The organism is Aureimonas sp. Leaf427 (assembly GCF_001425485.1).
Taxonomy (GTDB): domain Bacteria; phylum Pseudomonadota; class Alphaproteobacteria; order Rhizobiales; family Rhizobiaceae; genus Plantimonas.
In genome coordinates this window covers 1-17,237 of record NZ_LMQW01000053.1, presented here as the reverse complement: position 1 = coordinate 17,237, position 17,237 = coordinate 1, and the positions used below count along the sequence as shown (strand labels likewise).

Below are 17,237 nucleotides of genomic sequence, written 5' to 3'. Positions count from 1 at the left end.
GCCCGGCCGTGTTGATCCGGGCCTTGGAGCCCGATAAGGACACGGCTCGAAACCGCTCGAGCATCCAGGGCGTCGCGATCGGGGATGGAATGCCGCTCTTCGACGTCCTCCCGGCCGATCTCTTCAAGCCGCTGGCCTCCCCCTCGCGGCGGCTCTATTCCGATCTCCTGCTCCACCTCTATCGCCGCACGTTCGAGCTGTCCGCGGAGGCGCCGCGGCGTGCGGAGGTGATGCGGGAGATCGAGGATTTCCTCGCCGGCTGGGAAGCGCGCAACGGCGCCGCCATCGACGAGGAGGCGCCCGAGCCGACCGCCGACGACCGCGCGCGCTCCTTCTACCAGCGTCTGGTCGAGACCGGCTGGCTGGTCGAGCATCGGGAGCGCTACGTGCGCCTCGTCGATTTCAATCCCGAAGCCAGCGTCCTCGTCCAGGTCTTCGCCGAAATCGAGCGCGGCGAGGCGCTGAGCTATGGCGGCGCGGTGCTCGGCGTCCTCAGCGCCCTGGAGGGCGCGGCGGCCGACCCCGAGGACCGCTCGGAGAGCCTGCGCAACGCGCTGCGCGGCGCCGGCGAGTTCGTGACCCATATGCGCACGGTGTCGATCTCGCTCCGACAGGCCGAGGAGCGCATCCTGAAGCAGCCGAGCGTGCGCGACGTCTTCCGGCACTTCTTCGAGGACTTCGTGGTCCGCCACCTGATCGGCGACTACAAGACGCTGCACACGAAGGAGAACCCCTTCCGCTTCCGCGCGGCCATCGTCGGCCAGGCCAATCAGATGCTGATGAACGATGCGGTCGTGGCCATCCTCGGCGAGGCCTATGCGCGCGAGGGCCGGGCCGAGGACGGAGAGGCCGGACAGGAGCGGGTGCGGCGGGAACTGGCCGAGATCATCGCCGTCTTCGACGCCGCCGACCGCCATCTCGACGAGATCGACGCGACCGTGGCGCGGATCGAGCGGCGCATCGTCAACGCCGCGCGCTACATGGACCGGATCGGCGATCCCGCCAAGCTGCGCCTGACCGAGGCGATCAAGGCGCTGGCGGACGATGCGCGCGAGGAGATCGCGGTGCCGACGGCGCTCCTGCCGCGCTTCCTGCCGCTCGGCCCCGTCCATGTGCCCGCCCCGCGCCGCGAGCGCATGGCGGTGGCGCCATCGGTGATCCGCGAGGTGACGGTCGATCCCGCCGCGATCCTCTACGCCCGGGCGAAGGAGGAATATGTCCGGCGCACCCGCGTCACCGCGCCCGTCCTCGCAACCTATGTGGATAAGGTGCTCGGCGAGAGGACAGAGGTGCGCGGGCGCGATATCCTCTTGCGGACGGTGGAGGATTTCGTCGCTTTCCAAAGGCTGCGGGAACTGCCTTCGATCTTCAACGGGGCGCTCGCCGCCCGCTTCGAGCTCGTCCTCCTTCCCGGTCGCTGCTCCAACGACTGGATCTCCTGCCAGGATTTCCTCATCCGCCGACGAGGAGGCAGAAACACCGATGCAGCGTGAGACCGACGAATTCCGCGACATCGTGGACGGCGACTGGGCCGGCGGCAACATCGCGGGCAAGCGCCCTTCGGCCGAGGAGATGACCCGCTCGCTCCAGGTCCTGATCACGCGCCAATGCGTCTACTCGCACACGGCCGGCATCGGGCGGACCTACGAGCTGGTGCGCGCCTATCCGACCTTCTACGAGCGCTATTTCGGCGCGCTCGGCTATCGGCTCGAAGTCTCGGCGCGCGACCAGATGGTGGCGCTCGCCGTGCCCGGGGACGAGCCGCGCTACGACGGCGTCTTCGAGCGCCTGCGCAAGGACGAGACGATCGTGCTCCTCGTCCTGCGCCTTCTCTGGGAGGAGGCGATCGCCGCTCACGAGATGGGCGATGCCGGAACGGTGGAGACGACGACCGACGCGCTGGTCGACCGCATCGAGAGCGCCACGCAGGGGCCGCCGCCCGAGGAGAACCGCCTCCTCGACATCCTGCGCCGCTTCCAGCGGCATGGCGCGGCACGGCTCGGCGAGCGCGACCGCGTCGGCCGCGTGTCGCCGCTGACGATCCTGCCCGGCATCGCGACCCTGGTGCCCGACTCCTACGTCGCCGACCTCATGGCCTGGGTCGAGACGCCCTCGCAGGGCGTCGATTCCGGCCTTGAAGCGGGTGTCGGGCCGAACCCGAACGCCGTCGAGATCGAGCGGACCGAGCCGCCGGCGGCGAGCGAAGGCGAAGCCGGGCGGCCGGGCGATCGGGGCCGGCCCGATGTATAGCCTTCGCCGGATCTCGATCTCCAATTGGTACCTGATCGACGCCAAGGACATCGAGATCCGGGGCGAAGCCGCCCTGATCGGCCCGACCGGCGCCGGCAAGAGCTCCATCCAGGACGCGATCCAGACCGTCATCGCTGGCGGCAACCAGAACCGCCTCCATCTGAACGCCAGCGCCAGCGGGCGCTCGTCGCGCAGCGTGCTCGAATACTGCCTCGGCATGACGGGAGACGCGGCCGAGGACGGCAGGCCCTTGCGAAAGTCCTGCGAGACCATTCTCGCGCTGACCTTCGTCAACGAATACACGAACGTGCCGATCTCGGTCGGCATCGCCTTCGCCGCGCGCCATGGCGACAGCCGCGAAGAGGTGCTCTCGCGCTTCATCGTGCCCGGCCATGCCTTCTCCATCGAGGCGATCCGCCGGGAGGAGAACGGCGTCTCGACTCTCGCGCCCTTCGCCGAGATCGCCGCGGAGATGCGGCGGACCCATCCCGAGATGACGGAGTACAAGTCCTCCGCCGAGCGCTTCACCGCCGACATGCTGTCCGCCATGCGCGGGCCAGCCTCGCCGCCCAATGCCCGGCACTTCCTGCGCGCCTTTTCCAACGCGCTGGCCTTCAAGCCGATCTTCGACCCGACCGTCTTCGTGCGCGAGTTCGTGCTGGAGCCCGATCCGCTCGACGTCGAGCGCGTGCGCACCTCGATCGCGACGTGGCGGGAGCTGGAGGCGCTGATCGAGGAGGCCGAGGCCAAGCACCACCGCGTCGTGCGCACGGCCGCGCGCTTTCGCGCCTGGGGCCGCGCCCGCATGGAGGCCGACCGCCTGCGCTGGCGGGCGGCGGCGGCCGACAGCTGCCGCGCCGGAATCGAGCTGCGCGCCGCCCTCGAGCTTCTTGCGACGCGCGCGGCGAGCCTCGACGTCGAGCGGCGGGTGCTGACGAGCCGTCGCGAGTGGATCAGGAACTGGGACGAGGAGATCCGCTCCAAACAGGCGCTTCTCGGCGCCGCCAGCGGCGAGGCGCAGCTTCGCCAGATCGACGCCGAAGCCAAGCTCGCCGAGCGCGACATCGCGGATGCGGGCCTCGCCTGGAGCCGCATCCAATCGGCCCTCGCCGACATCCTGCGCCTCTCCGCCCTCGTCGATCGTCCCGGCGCCGCGGCGCTCGCAGCCCTCGATGCGGCCCGTCAGGCGCTGAGCCTCGCCCCCGCGGGCCAGCCGCTTCACGAGACCCTTCGCGGGCGCGGCGACCGGCTCCAGGCCCTCGTGGAGGAGGCGCGCCGGATCGACGGCCTGCAGGTGGCGCTCGACGATCTGGCGCATGGCCTCCAGACCGAGGTGCGACGCCTGGAGGCCGATCACGAACAGGCCGCAAGCGGTCGCGCGCGCCCCCATGGCGGCTTCCTCTCGCGCGAGGTCGTGAAGCTTCTCTCGGCCCTGGAAGCGGCCGGCATCCCGGCCGTGCCGCTCTGCGACGTCGTCGGCATCGCCGAGCCCGACTGGCAATATGCTGCCGAATCGCTGCTCGGCCGGGGCCGGGAGGCGATCATCGTGCCGCCCCCGCTTCTGTCGCGCGCCTTCGATCTGATGTGGCAGGACCGGAACGCCTTTGCCGGCTGCACGCTCGTCAAGACCAGCGCCACCGCCTCCACCCGCTCGTTCGTGCAGCCGGGCAGCATCCTCGAAGCGCTCAGCACCGAGGACGAGCACGCGCGGGCCTTTCTCACCGTGCGCATCGGCGCCTTCCGCAAGGCGGAAACGGAAGCCGATCTCGACCGGCTCGACCGCGGCATCATGAAGAACGGCAAGACCTCGTCCGGCATGGGCCTCTCCGTGCAGCGCGATCTGAAGGACATGCTGCTCGGGCGCGGCGCCGGCGCCTCCGACGACGGCGCGGACCGGGACCGCCGCGCCCGGATCGAGCGCGACCTGACCGAGGCGAAGGCGCGCCTCCAGCGCGTGCGCGACGCCGCCCGCCGCCTGCCCGGGCTTCTTGCCGTCCTCGCCGCCGACCCCCAGCCCTTCGACCTCGAACACCGGGTGGGCACGGCCCGCCTTCGGCTGGATGCGCTGGCCCGCGACCGCCGGGCGGTGGAGGACAGCGATGCCGGCGGGCTGCGCGCCGAGATGGAGGACATCAAAGCCGAACGCGACGCCCATGCCGCGGAGCTTACCGAGGAGGTCGAGCCGCGCATCGAGGCGCTGCAGCAGGCCGTCGCCCACGCGACGGCGCGGGCGGGCGTCGCCGAGGAGAAGCTGAAGGCCGCCCACGCCCAGCGCCGCCGCGCCTTCGCGGTGATGGATGGCGAGACCCATCGGGCGCTCGGCGCGCTCGATCCGGAAACGCCCTCGGTCGCGGCCGTCTGCCGGGCCTTTCGCGCGGAGATCCGCGCGGGCGGCCCTGAGCGCCGCGACCTCGCGGCCCGGCTCGCGACGATGCGGAACGAGGCCCGTGCCGCCGCCGATCTCTCGGACGGCGCGGCGCGGCGCGAACAGCTCGCCGCCCTGCGGGACCTCGGCGACTACGCATCGCAATGGCGCATCGCGCTTCCCGCGATCGACGCCGAGAGCATGATGGCGGGCTATCGCTGGATCGCGGAGGAGCAGCGGCGCCTGGAGGAGAACGACCTTCGAAGCCATCGCGACGCCTGCGCCCGCGCCGCCGAGGAAATGCGCCGCATGCTGCGGGAGGACCTCCTCGCCCGCCTCTCCGAGAAGCTCGGCAAGGTCTCGCATCGCATGGACGGCATGAACCGCCTCCTGAAGCGCCATCGCTTCACCGGCCAGACCTATGCCTTCACCTTCGCCGTCGACGGTCGCTTCGCCCGCCTGCACGACCTCGCGACGAAGGCCGCCGAGGACGGGCTGACCGACGAGATCTTCGAGGCCTCCATGGACGACGTCGAGGCGATGATCGAGGGCCAGGAGGACGCCGCGCTCATGGCGGACTACCGCCAGTACTTCACCTTCGAGATCACCATGACCGACGCCAAGGGCGGGCGCACGAGCCTCTCCTCGCGCGCCATGAAGGGCTCGGGCGGCGAGGCGCAGGTGCCCTTCTACGTGGCGATCGCGGCATCGCTCTCGCTCGCCTACTTTCCCGGCCACATCGCCGGCCGGCCGGCGGGCATGGGGCTCGCGCTCTTCGACGAGGCATTCAACAAGCTGGACGTACCCAACACGCAGGCGCTCCTGCGCTTCTTCCGCGACATGGGCCTCCAGCTCCTCATCGCCGGGCCCGAAGACAAGCGCGCGACCTTCACCGAGGTGCTGGACACGATCGTCCTCGTCAACAAGTCGCTGGACGGCACCTCCGTCTACATCGACACCGAGCATCCCCGCGAAGCCGCCAAGCGGGCGCTTGCCGACCTCAACCCCGACCACCGAGCCCCCTCGACCTATCGATCGGCAGCGGAGTGAACGGCGCCGACGACGAAAAACGGCGCCCCGAAGGGCGCCGTCGCATGTCTTTTCGAACGATCCGACGGGGTCAGGCGGCGTTGGCCTCGATCTGACGCGCATTGGCGTTGTCCGCCGCCGCGATCTCGATCCTGCGGGGCTTCATCGCCTCCGGGATCACGCGGACGAGGTCGATATGCAGAAGCCCATTCTTCAGGCTCGCACCCTTCACCTCGACATGATCGGCCAGCTGGAAGCGGCGCTCGAACGAGCGGCCGGCAATGCCGCGATAGAGAACCTCGCTCTCCTGGCCCTCCGGCTTCTCCTCGGTCTTCTCGCCCTTGACCGTCAGGACGGTCTCCCGGCTCTCGATCGAAAGCTCGGAATCCGAGAAACCTGCGACCGCGAGGGTCACGCGATAGGCCGTCTCGCCCGTCCGCTCGATGTTGTAGGGCGGGTAGGACTGGGCGTTCTCGGGCTGGCTGAGCTGGTCGAGCTTGGCGAAGAGGCGGTCGAAGCCGACGGTGGAGCGATAGAGAGGAGCGAAATCGATGGCACGCATGGTATGTTCTCCTTGAGAAGCAACATGATGTCTGCGGTCTGGCACACGGCGCTTTGGCACCCCTCAACGGGCGGACCGGCCGGGCCAGCGGTCCCTTTCGGCGACCGCAGAACAAAGGTGGTGACACGATTTTGGGGCTTCAAGAACTCGTCGCGAGCCGGCTCCACTTTTTTCGGGCCGCCTTGTGGGCGCGGTCGCGGCCCGGTCTCCGCCGCCTGAACGCGATATGAACGCGTCGGTCCGGATGCGTTCAGGTGGCGGCGTCTAGGGTGCTCTCCATGGTTCGAGGGAACCACCGAGGAGACCGCCCGCATGAAGCCCGTCCGCGTCGTTCTAGCATCGCTCGTCGCAGCCATCGCCCTCACCGGCGCCGCCTCCGCAGGCGGGCGCTACGATCGCGACATCGTCGTCGTCCAGTCCTATGAGCAGGTTCGCGACCGCGGCGACTGGCGCGATGCACGCGACGACGACGACATCATCTCCGAGCGCCGCCTCGCCCGCCAGCTGAGGCGTCAGGGCTTCGTCGAGATCGAGGACATCGATCTGCGCCGCGACCGCTACATCGTCCGGGCCGTGCGTCCCAACGGCGCGCTCGTTCGCCTCGCGGTCGATGCCTATGACGGCGAGATTCTGGCCCGCGAGCGGATCGGCTGGGCCGGCGATCGCGGCCCGCGCGGTCCCCGCGCCGACTATGGGCGCGACCGCGGTTCCGATCCGCGCGATTTCGGCCGCCCACACCCGCCGCGCGACCGCGACGGCATCGAGTTCGATCTCGGCGGCGCATCCGTCGGCATCTACACGCGCTGATTTCTCTTTCCCGGCGTCACCGCGTCCTGCGGCCGACCGGGATATCGAAACGGCCGCGGCGTCCCGTCCCTTCCGCCGCGGTCGCTTGGGCCGGGAGTTCCGTTCGCGGGGCTCCCGGCCTACTTATGTTCAGGCTCGGCCTTCCATGCCTTGCTCTCGTTGACGTCGCTTGAACGAGTGCCGTCTAGAATTGACGAAGGCGCGACGGGCGCGCAGGTCTTGCATCGATGAATCAGACGTTTGGGCCCGTGAGGCTTTTCGAGACGCCGGACAATCCGCTGCCGCAGGGCATCGTCGCCGGCACCGTGACGACGCGCGACCGGGTGGCCCTGCGCTTCGCCCTGATCCCGAGCCGCCTGCCCGCGACGCGCGGCACCGTGATCCTTCTCCAGGGGCGCAACGAGGCGATCGAGAAGTATTTCGAGACGATCGACGACCTCACCGCCCTCGGCTACATGGTCGCGACCTTCGACTGGCGCGGCCAGGGCGGCTCCGCCCGCCTTCTGAAGCGCAGCCGCCTCGGCCATGTCACGAGCTTCGCCGCCTATGCCGAGGATCTCGAAGCGGTCTTCCGCGAGGTGGTCCTGCCCGATTGCCGCGGGCCCTTCGTGATTCTCGCCCATTCCATGGGCGGCGCCGTCGCCATGCTGGCCGCGCCCCGGCTGCTCAACCGGGTGGAGCGCATCGTCTGCGCCGCCCCTCTGATCTCGCTGCCCGAGAGCGGCCCCGATCCGCGGCGGCTTCTGGCCGGCACGACGGCGATGCGCTGGATGGGCCTCGGCCGCGTGCCCATGCCCTCGCCCGCCCGCGCCAAGGGCCCGCCGAGCATCGCGACGAGCTTTCTCACCGGCGACGAGAGGCGGCTGCGGCGCAACACGGCGCTCGTGGAGACGGCCCCGCAGCTCTTCGTCGGGCACCCGACGGCGGCCTGGCTGCGCGCCGCCACCGCCACGATGCGCCATCTCGACGATTCCGACGTGATCGCGGGGCTCCAGGTGCCGACGCTCTTCGTGACGGCGGGCGCCGACCGCGTCGTCTCGTCCACCGCAGCCGAGCGCCTCGCCTGGCGCATGCGCTCGGGCCATTCGATCACCCTGCCCGGCGCGCGCCACGAGCTGATGCAGGAGGCGGACCGCCACCGGGCGCCGTTCCTCGCCGCCTTCGATGCCTTCGCGGGCGGAGCCCTGCCGCTGGAATGACGGCAGGCGACCGAAGCGCCGGCGCGAAGAGGCACGAAGAGGCCGGCCGATCCTTCGCTTAGAGGCGCGGATCAGCCATGAAGCGTCAGCGTCGGCGTTCCGCCATGGGATCGCGCTGTGTCTGGCTGCAGATGATGAGGCTTGCGATGGACACGGGCATGCGAGACGTCCTCCCGACCTTTGGGCCTTCCGGCATCGCGTCGTTCATCGGCGCCCGGGACCACATCCGGAAGTAGACAGGAAAACCATTGAGATTTCGCGCGGCGATCGCCGCGAATCGAAGATCTCGTCCGGATAACAGACGGCAACGATCTCTCAGCCCGCCATGGCCTTCATCGCCGCCGCGTGCAGCGCGGGCGTCGCGGCCGCGATGATGTCGCCGCCGCCTTCGGCGCGCCCTCCGCCGAAGGTCGAGATCACCCCGCCCGCCTGCTCGACGATCGGGATCAGCGCGACGATGTCGTAAGGCTTCAGGCCGGGCTCCACGACGAGGTCGATCTGGCCGGCCGCGAGCATGGCGAAGGCATAGCAGTCCGTGCCGTATCGCGTAAGGCGGCAGGCGCTTTCCAGCGCCTCGAACCTTCCGCGCGCATCGGCGGAAAAGAGATGCGGCGAGGTCGTGAAGACGGTGGCGGAGGCAAGCTCCTCCGTCCGCCGGACCGCCAGTTGCCGAAGGCCCGCCGGCCCCTCGCACCAGGACGCCCCGCCATCCGCCCAGAAGCGCTCGCCGATATAGGGCTGCGACATGATGCCGACGCGCGCGATGCCGTCCACGGTCAGCCCGACCAGCGTGCCCCAGAGCGGCACGCCGGAAATGAAGGCGCGCGTGCCGTCGATCGGGTCGATCACCCATTGCAGCGCGCTGTCGCCGGAGGTCCCGAACTCCTCGCCGAGGATCGAATGGTCGGGATATCGCGCCTCGATCAGCGCCCGGATCGCCTGCTCGCAGGCGCGATCCGCCTCCGTCACCGGATCGAAGTCGCCTTCGATCTTGTTGTCGATCGCCCCGTTCATCCGAAATCGCGGCAGGCTCTGCGCATCCGCGGCGTCGGCCAGCCCGAAGAGGAAGTCCTTGTCCGGCAGGGCTTTCATCGGGGGCTCCCATGTCGTCGCGAGGTTTCGCGGTCCGGCCAGCCATAGGCGGCGGGAGCACGCCGCGCAATCTCCGGCAGGCTCCGCCAAACGCAACATCGGAGAGGATCGGAAAAACTGACGGACGGGATTAAATCATATTAATTGACGGATTGCCGGCTCGTGGATTACCCTTCGCGATGCGGCAGGCCTCCCCCTGCCGCCGCCCATTCTGGGTGTTCCTCCCGAGACTTGACCGCGCTGCCCCCGGCAGTGCGGTTCTTTTTTGCCGGGAAGCGGAAAGCCGTTGCTATTCCGCCGCCGCGGCATAGCCGAAATCGGCGCCGATGGCGGCGGCAAGCTCGGTGACGAAGGCGCAGAGATCGCCGCGCACCGCGTCGAACATGTGCGTCGGCACGTAGCGCTGCTCGTCGGCATAGAGGCCGCGGTTGATCTCGATCTGGATGGCGTGGATGCCCGTCGCCGGCGAGCCGTAGCGCTCGGTGATGTAGCCGCCGGCATAGGGCTTGTTGCGCGTCACGTCGTAGCCGAGGCGCGCCAGGGACGTCACGACCTGCGCGACCATTCGCCCGGAGGCGCTGGTGCCGAACCGGTCTCCGACCACGATGTCCGGCCGCCGCCCGCCCGGCAGCGCGCGAACGGTCGAGGGCATGGAGTGGCAGTCGAGAAGAAGCGCCATGCCGAAGCGCTCGCGCGTTTCGCGCAGCAGGGCTTCGAGGCTCGCGTGATAGGGCTTGTAGATCGTCTCGATCCGGTCGAGCCCCTCGGCGACGGAGAGCCGGCCGCGGTAGATCTCCTCCTTTTCCGCCACGATGCGCGGGATCGTGCCGAGCCCGCCGGCGACGCGCACGGAAGCGACATTGGCAAAACCCGGCAGGTCCGCGTCGAACATCTTCGGGTCGAGCTCGTAAGGCTCGCGGTTCACGTCGAGAAAGGCGCGGGGAAAGCGCGCGAAGAGAAGCGGCGCGCCGAGCGAGGGCACGAAGTCGAAGAGCTGATCGACGAAGAGGTCCTCCGAGCGGCGGATCGCATCGGCGGAAAGCTTGGCGCTTTCCATGAAGGCCCGGGGATAGACGCGCCCGCTATGGGGCGAGGAGAAGACGATCGGGAGGGTTTGGACCGGCGGCCGGAGAATCTCGAACGCGGGGCATCGTCCCGCGAGCGTCTGAAGGGTCGGCGTCGATTCGGACAAGGCATCCCCTTCCCGGTCTGGCGGCTGCAAGGAAAATATGTCTTGCTGCGGCGATCGTCACTCCATTCCCTTTAGAATTTGTAGGGACGATCTGGTAGAAGAGGGTTTGTGCTGCCACAATCCGCCCGCCGAGACACGTCGCCGCGGCGCAAAAGGACCTGATCCGAATGTCGAAGATCCTGCTCGCCGAAGACGACAACGATATGCGCCGCTTCCTGGCCAAGGCCCTCGAGAAGGCCGGCTACGAGGTCACCGCCTACGACAATGGCGGCAGCGCCTACGAGCGTCTGCGCGAGGAGCCCTTCTCGCTTCTCCTCACCGATATCGTGATGCCCGAGATGGACGGCATCGAGCTGGCGCGCCGCGCCACCGAGCTCGACCCGGACCTGAAGGTCATGTTCATCACCGGCTTCGCCGCCGTCGCGCTGAACCCCGATTCCAAGGCGCCGAAAGACGCCAAGATCCTGTCCAAGCCCTTCCACCTGCGCGAGCTCGTCGAGGAAGTCGGCAAGATGCTGGAGCAGGCCGCCTGATTTTTCGTCCCGAAGCGGATTTTCCACAGGCCTTATGAGGGTCGGACACGACTTTCTTCCGAGCCCTCTTGACGGCAACTCGGGTCCTGTGGTCTACCCCGCTTCGTCGGATGGGCGTGTAGCTCAGCGGGAGAGCACTACGTTGACATCGTAGGGGTCACAGGTTCAATCCCTGTCACGCCCACCATCCGACCCTTTCAAATCATTGATGAATTCGAAATGGCGCCTCGGGCGCCATTTTCGTTTTGCGAGCGATTTGGGTGTGGTCGGGGTGTGGCGGACTTTCATCCGAAGGAACGTCGAGGCGCCCGCTCTGCCTGCCGGAGCTTCCCCCTCATGGATGGGACATCAGGCCTGTCTCTGCCGATCGAGCCGCGGATCTCCCCTCTCGACGGGAGATGTCCGGCAGGACAGAGGGAGGCGCCGTCGAACGCAGACGCGGGAAACCGAAGCCTCAGCCGGGGCGGGGCAAAGACTGCTGCTTGGCGGCCACCGGAATGTCGTCACCGCCCGCGCGCTGCCCGCCCTCCCCGACACATCGGCCGGTCAGTTGAACGCCAGCCAGATGATCGTGAGCCAGCCGATGAGGCCGAGGCATGCGCCGAGCACGATGCCCAGGGCGGGGCCGCGGTCGCTGCCCTGATCGAGGTCTCCGCCGCTGAAGGGCGCGAAGGAATCGAACCACATGAAAAGCTGGGGCATGGCTGAAAACCTCGTCTGAAAACACCCGAGTTTCCAGGAGAGACGCCCGTCTGTCATGTCAGGAAAAGGATGACATGGAAGACGCACTTACGATCATGGCACCGCTCGTCCCCGCGCGGTCCCGCGCCCCCGAAGGTATGCGCGCTGCGTTCTCGCCGGTCCTGGTAGATGTCTATTCCGGTTTTCGCCGATCGTTCGTGCCGGCTCGGCCTGTGCAGCGCGCGGGCGAACCTTATGCTGCGCGAACGAAACACGGGCGCCGGCGACGGCGTCTCCCATGCCATACCCTACGATCACCGGAGCTCGCCCGATGACGATCCAGTCCGTTCGCCCGACCGCCGGCAAAGGCCGCCTGCGCCCGCCCGTGCGTTCGGTGCTCGATCTCGTCGGCGAGACTCCCATGGTCGAGCTGACGAAGTTCGACACCGGCCGCTGCAGGCTCTTTCTCAAGCTCGAGAGCCACAATCCCGGCGGCTCGATCAAGGACCGGATCGCCGTGTCGATGATCGAGGCGGCCGAGCGCAGCGGCGTGCTGCCGAAGGGCGGCACGATCGTCGAGGCGACGGCGGGGAATACCGGCCTCGGCCTCGCGCAGGTCGGCGTGCCCCGCGGCTACCGCATCATCCTCGTCGTGCCCGACAAGATGTCGCGCGAGAAGGTGCAGCACCTGCGCGCGCTCGGCGCCGAGGTGCACCTCGCCCGCTCCGACGTCGGCAAGGGCCATCCCGACTATTACCAGGACCGGGCGCTCGCCATCGCCAAGCGCACGCCGGGCGCGCTCTATCTCGACCAGTTCTCCAATCCGGCCAATCCCGCCGCGCACGAGGAGACGACGGGCCCGGAGATCCACCAGCAGCTCGGCGGCGACGTCGATGCGGTCGTCGTCGGCGTCGGGTCCGGCGGCACGCTGACCGGGCTCGGCCGCTATTTCGGCGCCGTCTTGCCGAAGACCGAGATCATCCTCGCCGATCCCGCCGGCTCCGTGCTCGCCCCCTACATCCGCACCGGAATCGTGGAGAGCGCGGGCAGCTGGACCGTGGAAGGCATCGGCGAGGACTTCATCCCGCCCAATGCCGACCTCTCCCTCGTCACCAAGGCCTACACGATCACGGACAAGCAGAGCATGTCCGCGACGCGCGATCTTCTGGCGCGCGAGGGCATTCTCGGCGGCTCCTCCTCCGGCACGCTTCTGGCGGCGGCGCTGCGATACTGCCGCGAGCAGACGGAGCCCAAACGGGTCGTCACCTTCGTCTGCGACAGCGGCAACAAATATCTCAGCCAGGTCTTCGACGATGTCTGGCTGGCCGAGCAGGGCCTGGCCGAGCGGGAGCAGCACGGGGACCTGCGCGACGTCGTGGCACGCAGCCATCGCGACGGCGCCGCGATCGTCGCCTCGCCCGACGATTCGCTCCTCGACGCCTATGGCCGCATGCGCCGGGCCGACGTCTCGCAGCTGCCCGTTCTGGAGGAGGGGCGACTGGTCGGGCTGATCGACGAGGGCGATCTCCTCGCCAAGGTGGATGGGCCCCGCGAGGGCCGCTGGGAGCGGTTCGCCGCGCCCGTGCGCTCGGCCATGTCGCAGAAGGTCCACACGCTCCAGGCCAGCCAGACGCTGGAATCGCTGATGCCGGTCTTCGACCAGAACGAGGTCGCCATCGTCCTCGACGGCGAGGAGTTCATCGGCCTCGTGACCCGCATCGACCTCATCAACCACCTGCGCCGCAACAGATGAGGCCGCCCGTCGCAACGGGCCTGGGCCGGGCGGGGTCCGATGATGCCCTCCCGGCGGATCGCTACTGCGCCGCCGCCTTCACCGCCGCGATGGCGCCATCGGCGAAGCTGCCGAGCAGACCCTTCTCGTTGCGATAGTCGATGCCCTGCACGACGCTGACCGTCGTGTCGTCCACGGCGATGCACTGGACGACGAAGACCCCGGAGCCCTCGGCGCCGCCGCTCACCGTCACGAGTTCGCCGGGAAAGCTTCGAACGTCGGCCGTCAGCCCGGCCTCGCCGGCGGCCTTCTGCACCTCTGCGCCGCAGGTCTCGATGCTCAGCTTGGCCGCGGGCGTGCGTTCGACGTGATAGGTCAGGTTGAAATCCGCCGTCTGCGCCGGAGCCGGAAGCGTCGCGCCGAGAAGGCCTGTCGCGGTCGCAAGCCAGATCGAATTCCTCATGCGGGAAAGTCCTCCATCCATGCGTCGAAGACGCCGTTTCGTTCGATGATCCAATCCGTGCCTAGGTCCGGGCCCGGACCAGCCTGTCGATGAACGTGGCGACGCCGTTCGCCTCGTTCGAATCCGTCACGATATGCGCCTGCGCCCGCACCTCGCCCGGCGCCTGGCCCATGGCGACGGCGAGGCCGGCGACGCGGAACATCGGCAGGTCGTTCGGCATGTCGCCGAGCACCGCGACCGCTCCGAGCGACACGTCGAAGGCGCGGGCGAGTTCGGAGACGCCGTGGCCCTTGTCGGTGCGAGGTGCCGTCGCGTCGAGATAATAGGGCTGGGAGAGCGCGATCGTGGCATCGGCGCCGAAACGCTCCGTTACCGCCCGTTCGGCGCGGGCGAGCAGAGCGGGATCGTCGCAGACGGCCTGGATCTTGTCGGCCCGGTCGAGAAACCGCTCGAACCCGTCGACCACGGTCGGCGACAGCGCGGCCGCGACCGTCTCCTGCGCGATATGCGGCATATCGAGCGTCTGCGTCATCCAGTGCCCGTCGGCGAAGAGCCAGACGGGAATGCCGAAGCCGTCATAGGTCTCGATCAGCCCGCGCGCGACCGCCGCGTCCAGGCGATGCGCCTCGACGATCCGGCCGTCCGGCGCAAAGATCGTCGCGCCGTTGAAGGCGCCGAGCGGGGTGTCAAGACCAAGCGCTTCGATCAGCTGGCCAAGGCCGCTGGGCGGGCGGGCGCTGATCAGCGTGAAGCCCACGCCGGCGGCCCGCAGCCGTCCCACCGCTTCGATCGTCTCGGGCGCCAGCGACTTGTCCGGGCGCACGAGCGTCCCATCGATGTCGGAAACGACGAGGCGGATGTTGCCGAGGGCGGCCCCGCCGCCTCCGGCTCCGTCAGCGGAAGCTGCCATTACTGCGGGATCTCGACATGCCCGCCGAAGCCGAAGCGCATCGCCGACAGCAGCCGGTCGGCATAGGAGTGCTCCTCGCGCGAGCGGTAGCGCGCATAGAGCGCGGCCGAGAGCACGTTGACCGGCACGGCCTGCTCCATGGCCGCATGGATCGTCCAGCGGCCCTCGCCGCTATCGGCGACCTTGCCCGAGAACTGTTCGAGCTCCTGGTTCTTCACCAGAGCCTCCGCCGTCAGATCGAGCAGCCAGGAGGAGACGACGCTGCCGCGACGCCAGACCTCGGCGATGTCGCGCAGATCGAGATCGTAGCGCTCGCCCTCCGGCAGCAGCGGCGAGTTCTTCGTCTTCAAGACCTCGAAGCCTTCGGCATAGGCCTGCATCAGCCCGTATTCGATGCCGTTGTGGACCATCTTGACGAAGTGCCCGGCACCGGCCGGGCCGGCATGGATATAGCCCCGCTCCGCCCGGTCGTCGGCGACGTCGCGTCCCTTCGTCGGCTCGACGATGCCGCGGCCGGGCGCCAGGCAGTCGAAGATCGGATCGAGCAGGCGCACCGTCTCCGCCTCGCCGCCGATCATCATGCAATAGCCGCGCTCCAGACCCCAGACGCCGCCGGACGTGCCGACGTCGACATAGTGCAGGCCCTTCTCCGTCAGCGCCTCGGCGCGCCGGATGTCGTCCTTGTAGAAGCTGTTGCCACCGTCGATGACGATGTCGCCGGGCTCGGCGATCTCGGAGAGCTGCCGGATGGTCTCCTCCGTCGGATCGCCGGCCGGCAGCATGACCCAGAAGATCCGCGGCTTGGCGAGAGCGCCCGCCATGGCCTCGAGCGAGGATACGCCCGTCATCTCCTCCTTCGCCAGCGTCGCCACGGCATCCGCCGACCGGTCGTAGACGACGCAGTCGTGGCGGCCTCGCTTCAGGCGGCGCGCGATGTTGGCGCCCATGCGCCCAAGCCCGATAATGCCGATCTGCATGATGCGATATCCCCTCAAAAAACGTATGGCTCGCCCCGCCTGCAAGCGACTTTTTGACGGCTGTTCAGTCTGCGCCAACGTATCCGGTCTCGGGGCTGCAATCGTCCCCGGCCAAGATGGAGCTTTCGCGCGTAYCGGTCCTCATAAACGAAACGGCGTCTGGCGCCATTTTTTTGGTCAGGATGTCGGTACACCGTTCGACTGTCAGGCCAAACGTATGGCTCGCCCCGCCTGCAAGCGACTTTTTGACGGCTGTTCAGTCTGCGCCAACGTATCCGGTCTCGGGGCTGCAATCGTCCCCGGCCAAGATGGAGCTTTCGCGCGTACCGGTCCTCATAAACGAAACGGCGTCTGGCGCCATTTTTTTGGTCAGGATGTCGGTACACCGTTCGACTGTCAGGCCATCTTTCCAATCCACTCACAGACATCTGCGACCTGAAGGTCTCCCTTCCGGTCGATCTGCCATCAGCCAGCCGACGGTGTTGCCGCCAGCTCGAAGGGACGGCCGCTTCTCAGCACCGCCCAGATGATCCTCGCCATCTTCGCCGCCAGCGCGACGACGGCCGTGTTCATGTGCGTTCTCGACAGGAGGCCGCGAAGCCACTCGCCYAGCAGGGTCTTTCCTTTTGCCAGGGACGGCAAAGCTGCCCGTGCTCCGTGGATCAGCATTTTGCGAAGATAGCCGTTCCCGCGCTTGCTGATCCCGAGGAGCTTCGGCTTTCCTCCGGTCGTCATCTGCCGGGGCACCAGGCCGAGCCAGGCGGCAAGGTCGCGGCCTCGTCCGAACGTCTCGGCCTTCCCGACCGAGGCCACGAAGGCGGTCGCGTTCAACGGGCCGATCCCTGGGATMGTCGAGAGCAACTTCATCGACGCGTCCTCGCGGGCTAGGTTCGTAAACTCCGCGTCGAAAGCGCCGATCCGGGTATCCAAGGCGCGCCATTCGGCCCGCATGTCCTCGATCAGCCCCCGGATGCGGCTGCTGATCGCAATCTCGTCGGCGAGAAGCTGATCCAACCGGAACTCGAGCTTACGCCGTCCCTTGGCCACCACGATCCCCCGCTCAAGGAGGATCGCTCGAAGCTGGTTGATCAGCGTCGTGCGCTCACCGACCAGGCGATCACGAGCCCGGTGCAGCGTCTGCATATCGAGCTGCGCGTCACTCTTCAGATCGACGAAGCGCATCGTCGGGCGGGTCGCCGCTTCCGCAATCGCCTCAGCATCCCGGTCGTCGTTCTTCTGAGCCTTCACGTAGGGACGAACATACTCAGGCGACATCAGCCGGACGTTGTGACCTTGATCACGGARRTGGCGACCCAGATGATGAGCGCCGCAGCATGCTTCCATCGCGACAATGCACGTCGGCATTCCCGCCGCCAGCTTCAACACGCTGTCCCGTCGCATCCGGCGCCGCAACAAGACCGTCGCATCCGGCGCCGCAACAAGAC

At 68.3% G+C, this 17,237-nt stretch carries 15 protein-coding genes and 1 tRNA gene; 8 read left to right on the top strand and 8 right to left on the bottom strand.

The genetic code is table 11. The features are described from left to right. Positions 1-89: 89 nt before the first annotated feature. The 3 genes from ASG62_RS24035 to ASG62_RS24025 are packed head-to-tail and all read left to right on the top strand — an operon-like array spanning position 90 to position 5,665. Positions 90-1,493: a Wadjet anti-phage system protein JetA family protein gene (locus ASG62_RS24035; RefSeq protein ID WP_056697768.1), complete on the top strand. Its 1,404-nt coding sequence runs from the start codon at positions 90-92 to the stop codon at positions 1,491-1,493. Next, positions 1,483-2,250 (top strand): DUF4194 domain-containing protein, encoded by a 768-nt coding sequence (locus tag ASG62_RS24030; RefSeq protein ID WP_082537410.1) that lies wholly within the window; start codon positions 1,483-1,485, stop codon positions 2,248-2,250. Before ASG62_RS24035 ends, ASG62_RS24030 begins: the two co-directional genes overlap by 11 nt. Then, a complete protein-coding gene (locus ASG62_RS24025; protein WP_056697771.1) occupies positions 2,243-5,665 on the top strand; it encodes an SbcC/MukB-like Walker B domain-containing protein in 3,423 nt (1,140 codons plus the stop codon). The genes ASG62_RS24030 and ASG62_RS24025 overlap by 8 nt, the downstream gene beginning before the upstream one ends. Positions 5,666-5,735: 70 nt before the next feature. Here the strand turns inward: ASG62_RS24025 and ASG62_RS24020 are convergent, their stop codons facing one another. Continuing rightward, entirely contained in the window at positions 5,736-6,206 is a 471-nt protein-coding gene (locus ASG62_RS24020) for an Hsp20 family protein (protein WP_056697773.1), read from the bottom strand. A 312-nt stretch (positions 6,207-6,518) separates the two neighbouring features. Between ASG62_RS24020 and ASG62_RS24015 the strand changes: the two genes are divergently transcribed. Beyond that, complete coding sequence (locus ASG62_RS24015) at positions 6,519-7,013, top strand: hypothetical protein (protein ID WP_056697776.1); 495 nt, start codon at positions 6,519-6,521, stop codon at positions 7,011-7,013. 248 nt (positions 7,014-7,261) lie between these two features. Next, on the top strand, positions 7,262-8,212 hold the full coding sequence (locus ASG62_RS24010) for an alpha/beta fold hydrolase (protein ID WP_244487653.1): 951 nt from the start codon (positions 7,262-7,264) through the stop codon (positions 8,210-8,212). Positions 8,213-8,527: 315 nt separating this feature from the next. On the opposite strand, the gene hisN is transcribed toward ASG62_RS24010, so the two are convergent. Beyond that, on the bottom strand, positions 8,528-9,304 hold the full coding sequence (hisN, locus tag ASG62_RS24005) for a histidinol-phosphatase (protein WP_056697781.1): 777 nt from the start codon (positions 9,302-9,304) through the stop codon (positions 8,528-8,530). Between the two features lie 289 nt (positions 9,305-9,593). Then, positions 9,594-10,496 (bottom strand): N-formylglutamate amidohydrolase, encoded by a 903-nt coding sequence (locus ASG62_RS24000; protein ID WP_056697784.1) that lies wholly within the window; start codon positions 10,494-10,496, stop codon positions 9,594-9,596. A gap of 167 nt (positions 10,497-10,663) precedes the next feature. Between ASG62_RS24000 and cpdR the strand changes: the two genes are divergently transcribed. Beyond that, on the top strand, positions 10,664-11,029 hold the full coding sequence (cpdR, locus tag ASG62_RS23995; protein WP_056499749.1) for a cell cycle two-component system response regulator CpdR: 366 nt from the start codon (positions 10,664-10,666) through the stop codon (positions 11,027-11,029). A 112-nt stretch (positions 11,030-11,141) separates the two neighbouring features. Continuing rightward, positions 11,142-11,216 (top strand) — tRNA-Val (locus ASG62_RS23990). Positions 11,217-11,575: 359 nt separating this feature from the next. Here the strand turns inward: ASG62_RS23990 and ASG62_RS26850 are convergent. Continuing rightward, a complete protein-coding gene (locus ASG62_RS26850) occupies positions 11,576-11,731 on the bottom strand; it encodes a hypothetical protein (RefSeq protein ID WP_156382344.1) in 156 nt (51 codons plus the stop codon). 310 nt (positions 11,732-12,041) lie between these two features. On the opposite strand from ASG62_RS26850, the gene ASG62_RS23985 reads away from it, so the two are divergent. Further along, on the top strand, positions 12,042-13,463 hold the full coding sequence (locus ASG62_RS23985; protein WP_056697789.1) for a pyridoxal-phosphate dependent enzyme: 1,422 nt from the start codon (positions 12,042-12,044) through the stop codon (positions 13,461-13,463). A 61-nt stretch (positions 13,464-13,524) separates the two neighbouring features. Here ASG62_RS23985 and ASG62_RS23980 read toward each other — a convergent pair whose 3' ends face one another. The 4 genes from ASG62_RS23980 to ASG62_RS23965 form a co-directional block, all read right to left on the bottom strand. Continuing rightward, complete coding sequence (locus tag ASG62_RS23980) at positions 13,525-13,905, bottom strand: DUF6180 family protein (protein ID WP_056697793.1); 381 nt, start codon at positions 13,903-13,905, stop codon at positions 13,525-13,527. Between the two features lie 61 nt (positions 13,906-13,966). Next, on the bottom strand, positions 13,967-14,815 hold the full coding sequence (locus ASG62_RS23975; RefSeq protein ID WP_056697795.1) for a Cof-type HAD-IIB family hydrolase: 849 nt from the start codon (positions 14,813-14,815) through the stop codon (positions 13,967-13,969). Next, entirely contained in the window at positions 14,815-15,792 is a 978-nt protein-coding gene (gene gnd / locus ASG62_RS23970) for a phosphogluconate dehydrogenase (NAD(+)-dependent, decarboxylating) (RefSeq protein WP_056697798.1), read from the bottom strand. The genes ASG62_RS23975 and gnd overlap by 1 nt, the downstream gene beginning before the upstream one ends. 465 nt (positions 15,793-16,257) lie before the next feature. Then, positions 16,258-17,237: IS110 family transposase (locus ASG62_RS23965; RefSeq protein ID WP_057180615.1), on the bottom strand; the 980-nt coding region annotated here is incomplete at its 5' end.

Bases quoted from the DNA above. Each gene is read 5' to 3' on its own strand.
- ASG62_RS23975 (WP_056697795.1), bottom strand. From the start codon at position 14,815: ATGGCAGCTTCCGCTGACGGAGCCGGAGGCGGCGGGGCCGCCCTCGGC.
- gnd (WP_056697798.1), bottom strand. From the start codon at position 15,792: ATGCAGATCGGCATTATCGGGCTTGGGCGCATGGGCGCCAACATCGCG.
- ASG62_RS24030 (WP_082537410.1), top strand. From the start codon at position 1,483: ATGCAGCGTGAGACCGACGAATTCCGCGACATCGTGGACGGCGACTGG.
- ASG62_RS24020 (WP_056697773.1), bottom strand. From the start codon at position 6,206: ATGCGTGCCATCGATTTCGCTCCTCTCTATCGCTCCACCGTCGGCTTC.
- ASG62_RS23980 (WP_056697793.1), bottom strand. From the start codon at position 13,905: ATGAGGAATTCGATCTGGCTTGCGACCGCGACAGGCCTTCTCGGCGCG.
- ASG62_RS24025 (WP_056697771.1), top strand. From the start codon at position 2,243: ATGTATAGCCTTCGCCGGATCTCGATCTCCAATTGGTACCTGATCGAC.
- ASG62_RS24035 (WP_056697768.1), top strand. From the start codon at position 90: ATGCCGCTCTTCGACGTCCTCCCGGCCGATCTCTTCAAGCCGCTGGCC.
- ASG62_RS23985 (WP_056697789.1), top strand. From the start codon at position 12,042: ATGACGATCCAGTCCGTTCGCCCGACCGCCGGCAAAGGCCGCCTGCGC.
- hisN (WP_056697781.1), bottom strand. From the start codon at position 9,304: ATGAAAGCCCTGCCGGACAAGGACTTCCTCTTCGGGCTGGCCGACGCC.
- cpdR (WP_056499749.1), top strand. From the start codon at position 10,664: ATGTCGAAGATCCTGCTCGCCGAAGACGACAACGATATGCGCCGCTTC.
- ASG62_RS26850 (WP_156382344.1), bottom strand. From the start codon at position 11,731: ATGCCCCAGCTTTTCATGTGGTTCGATTCCTTCGCGCCCTTCAGCGGC.
- ASG62_RS24015 (WP_056697776.1), top strand. From the start codon at position 6,519: ATGAAGCCCGTCCGCGTCGTTCTAGCATCGCTCGTCGCAGCCATCGCC.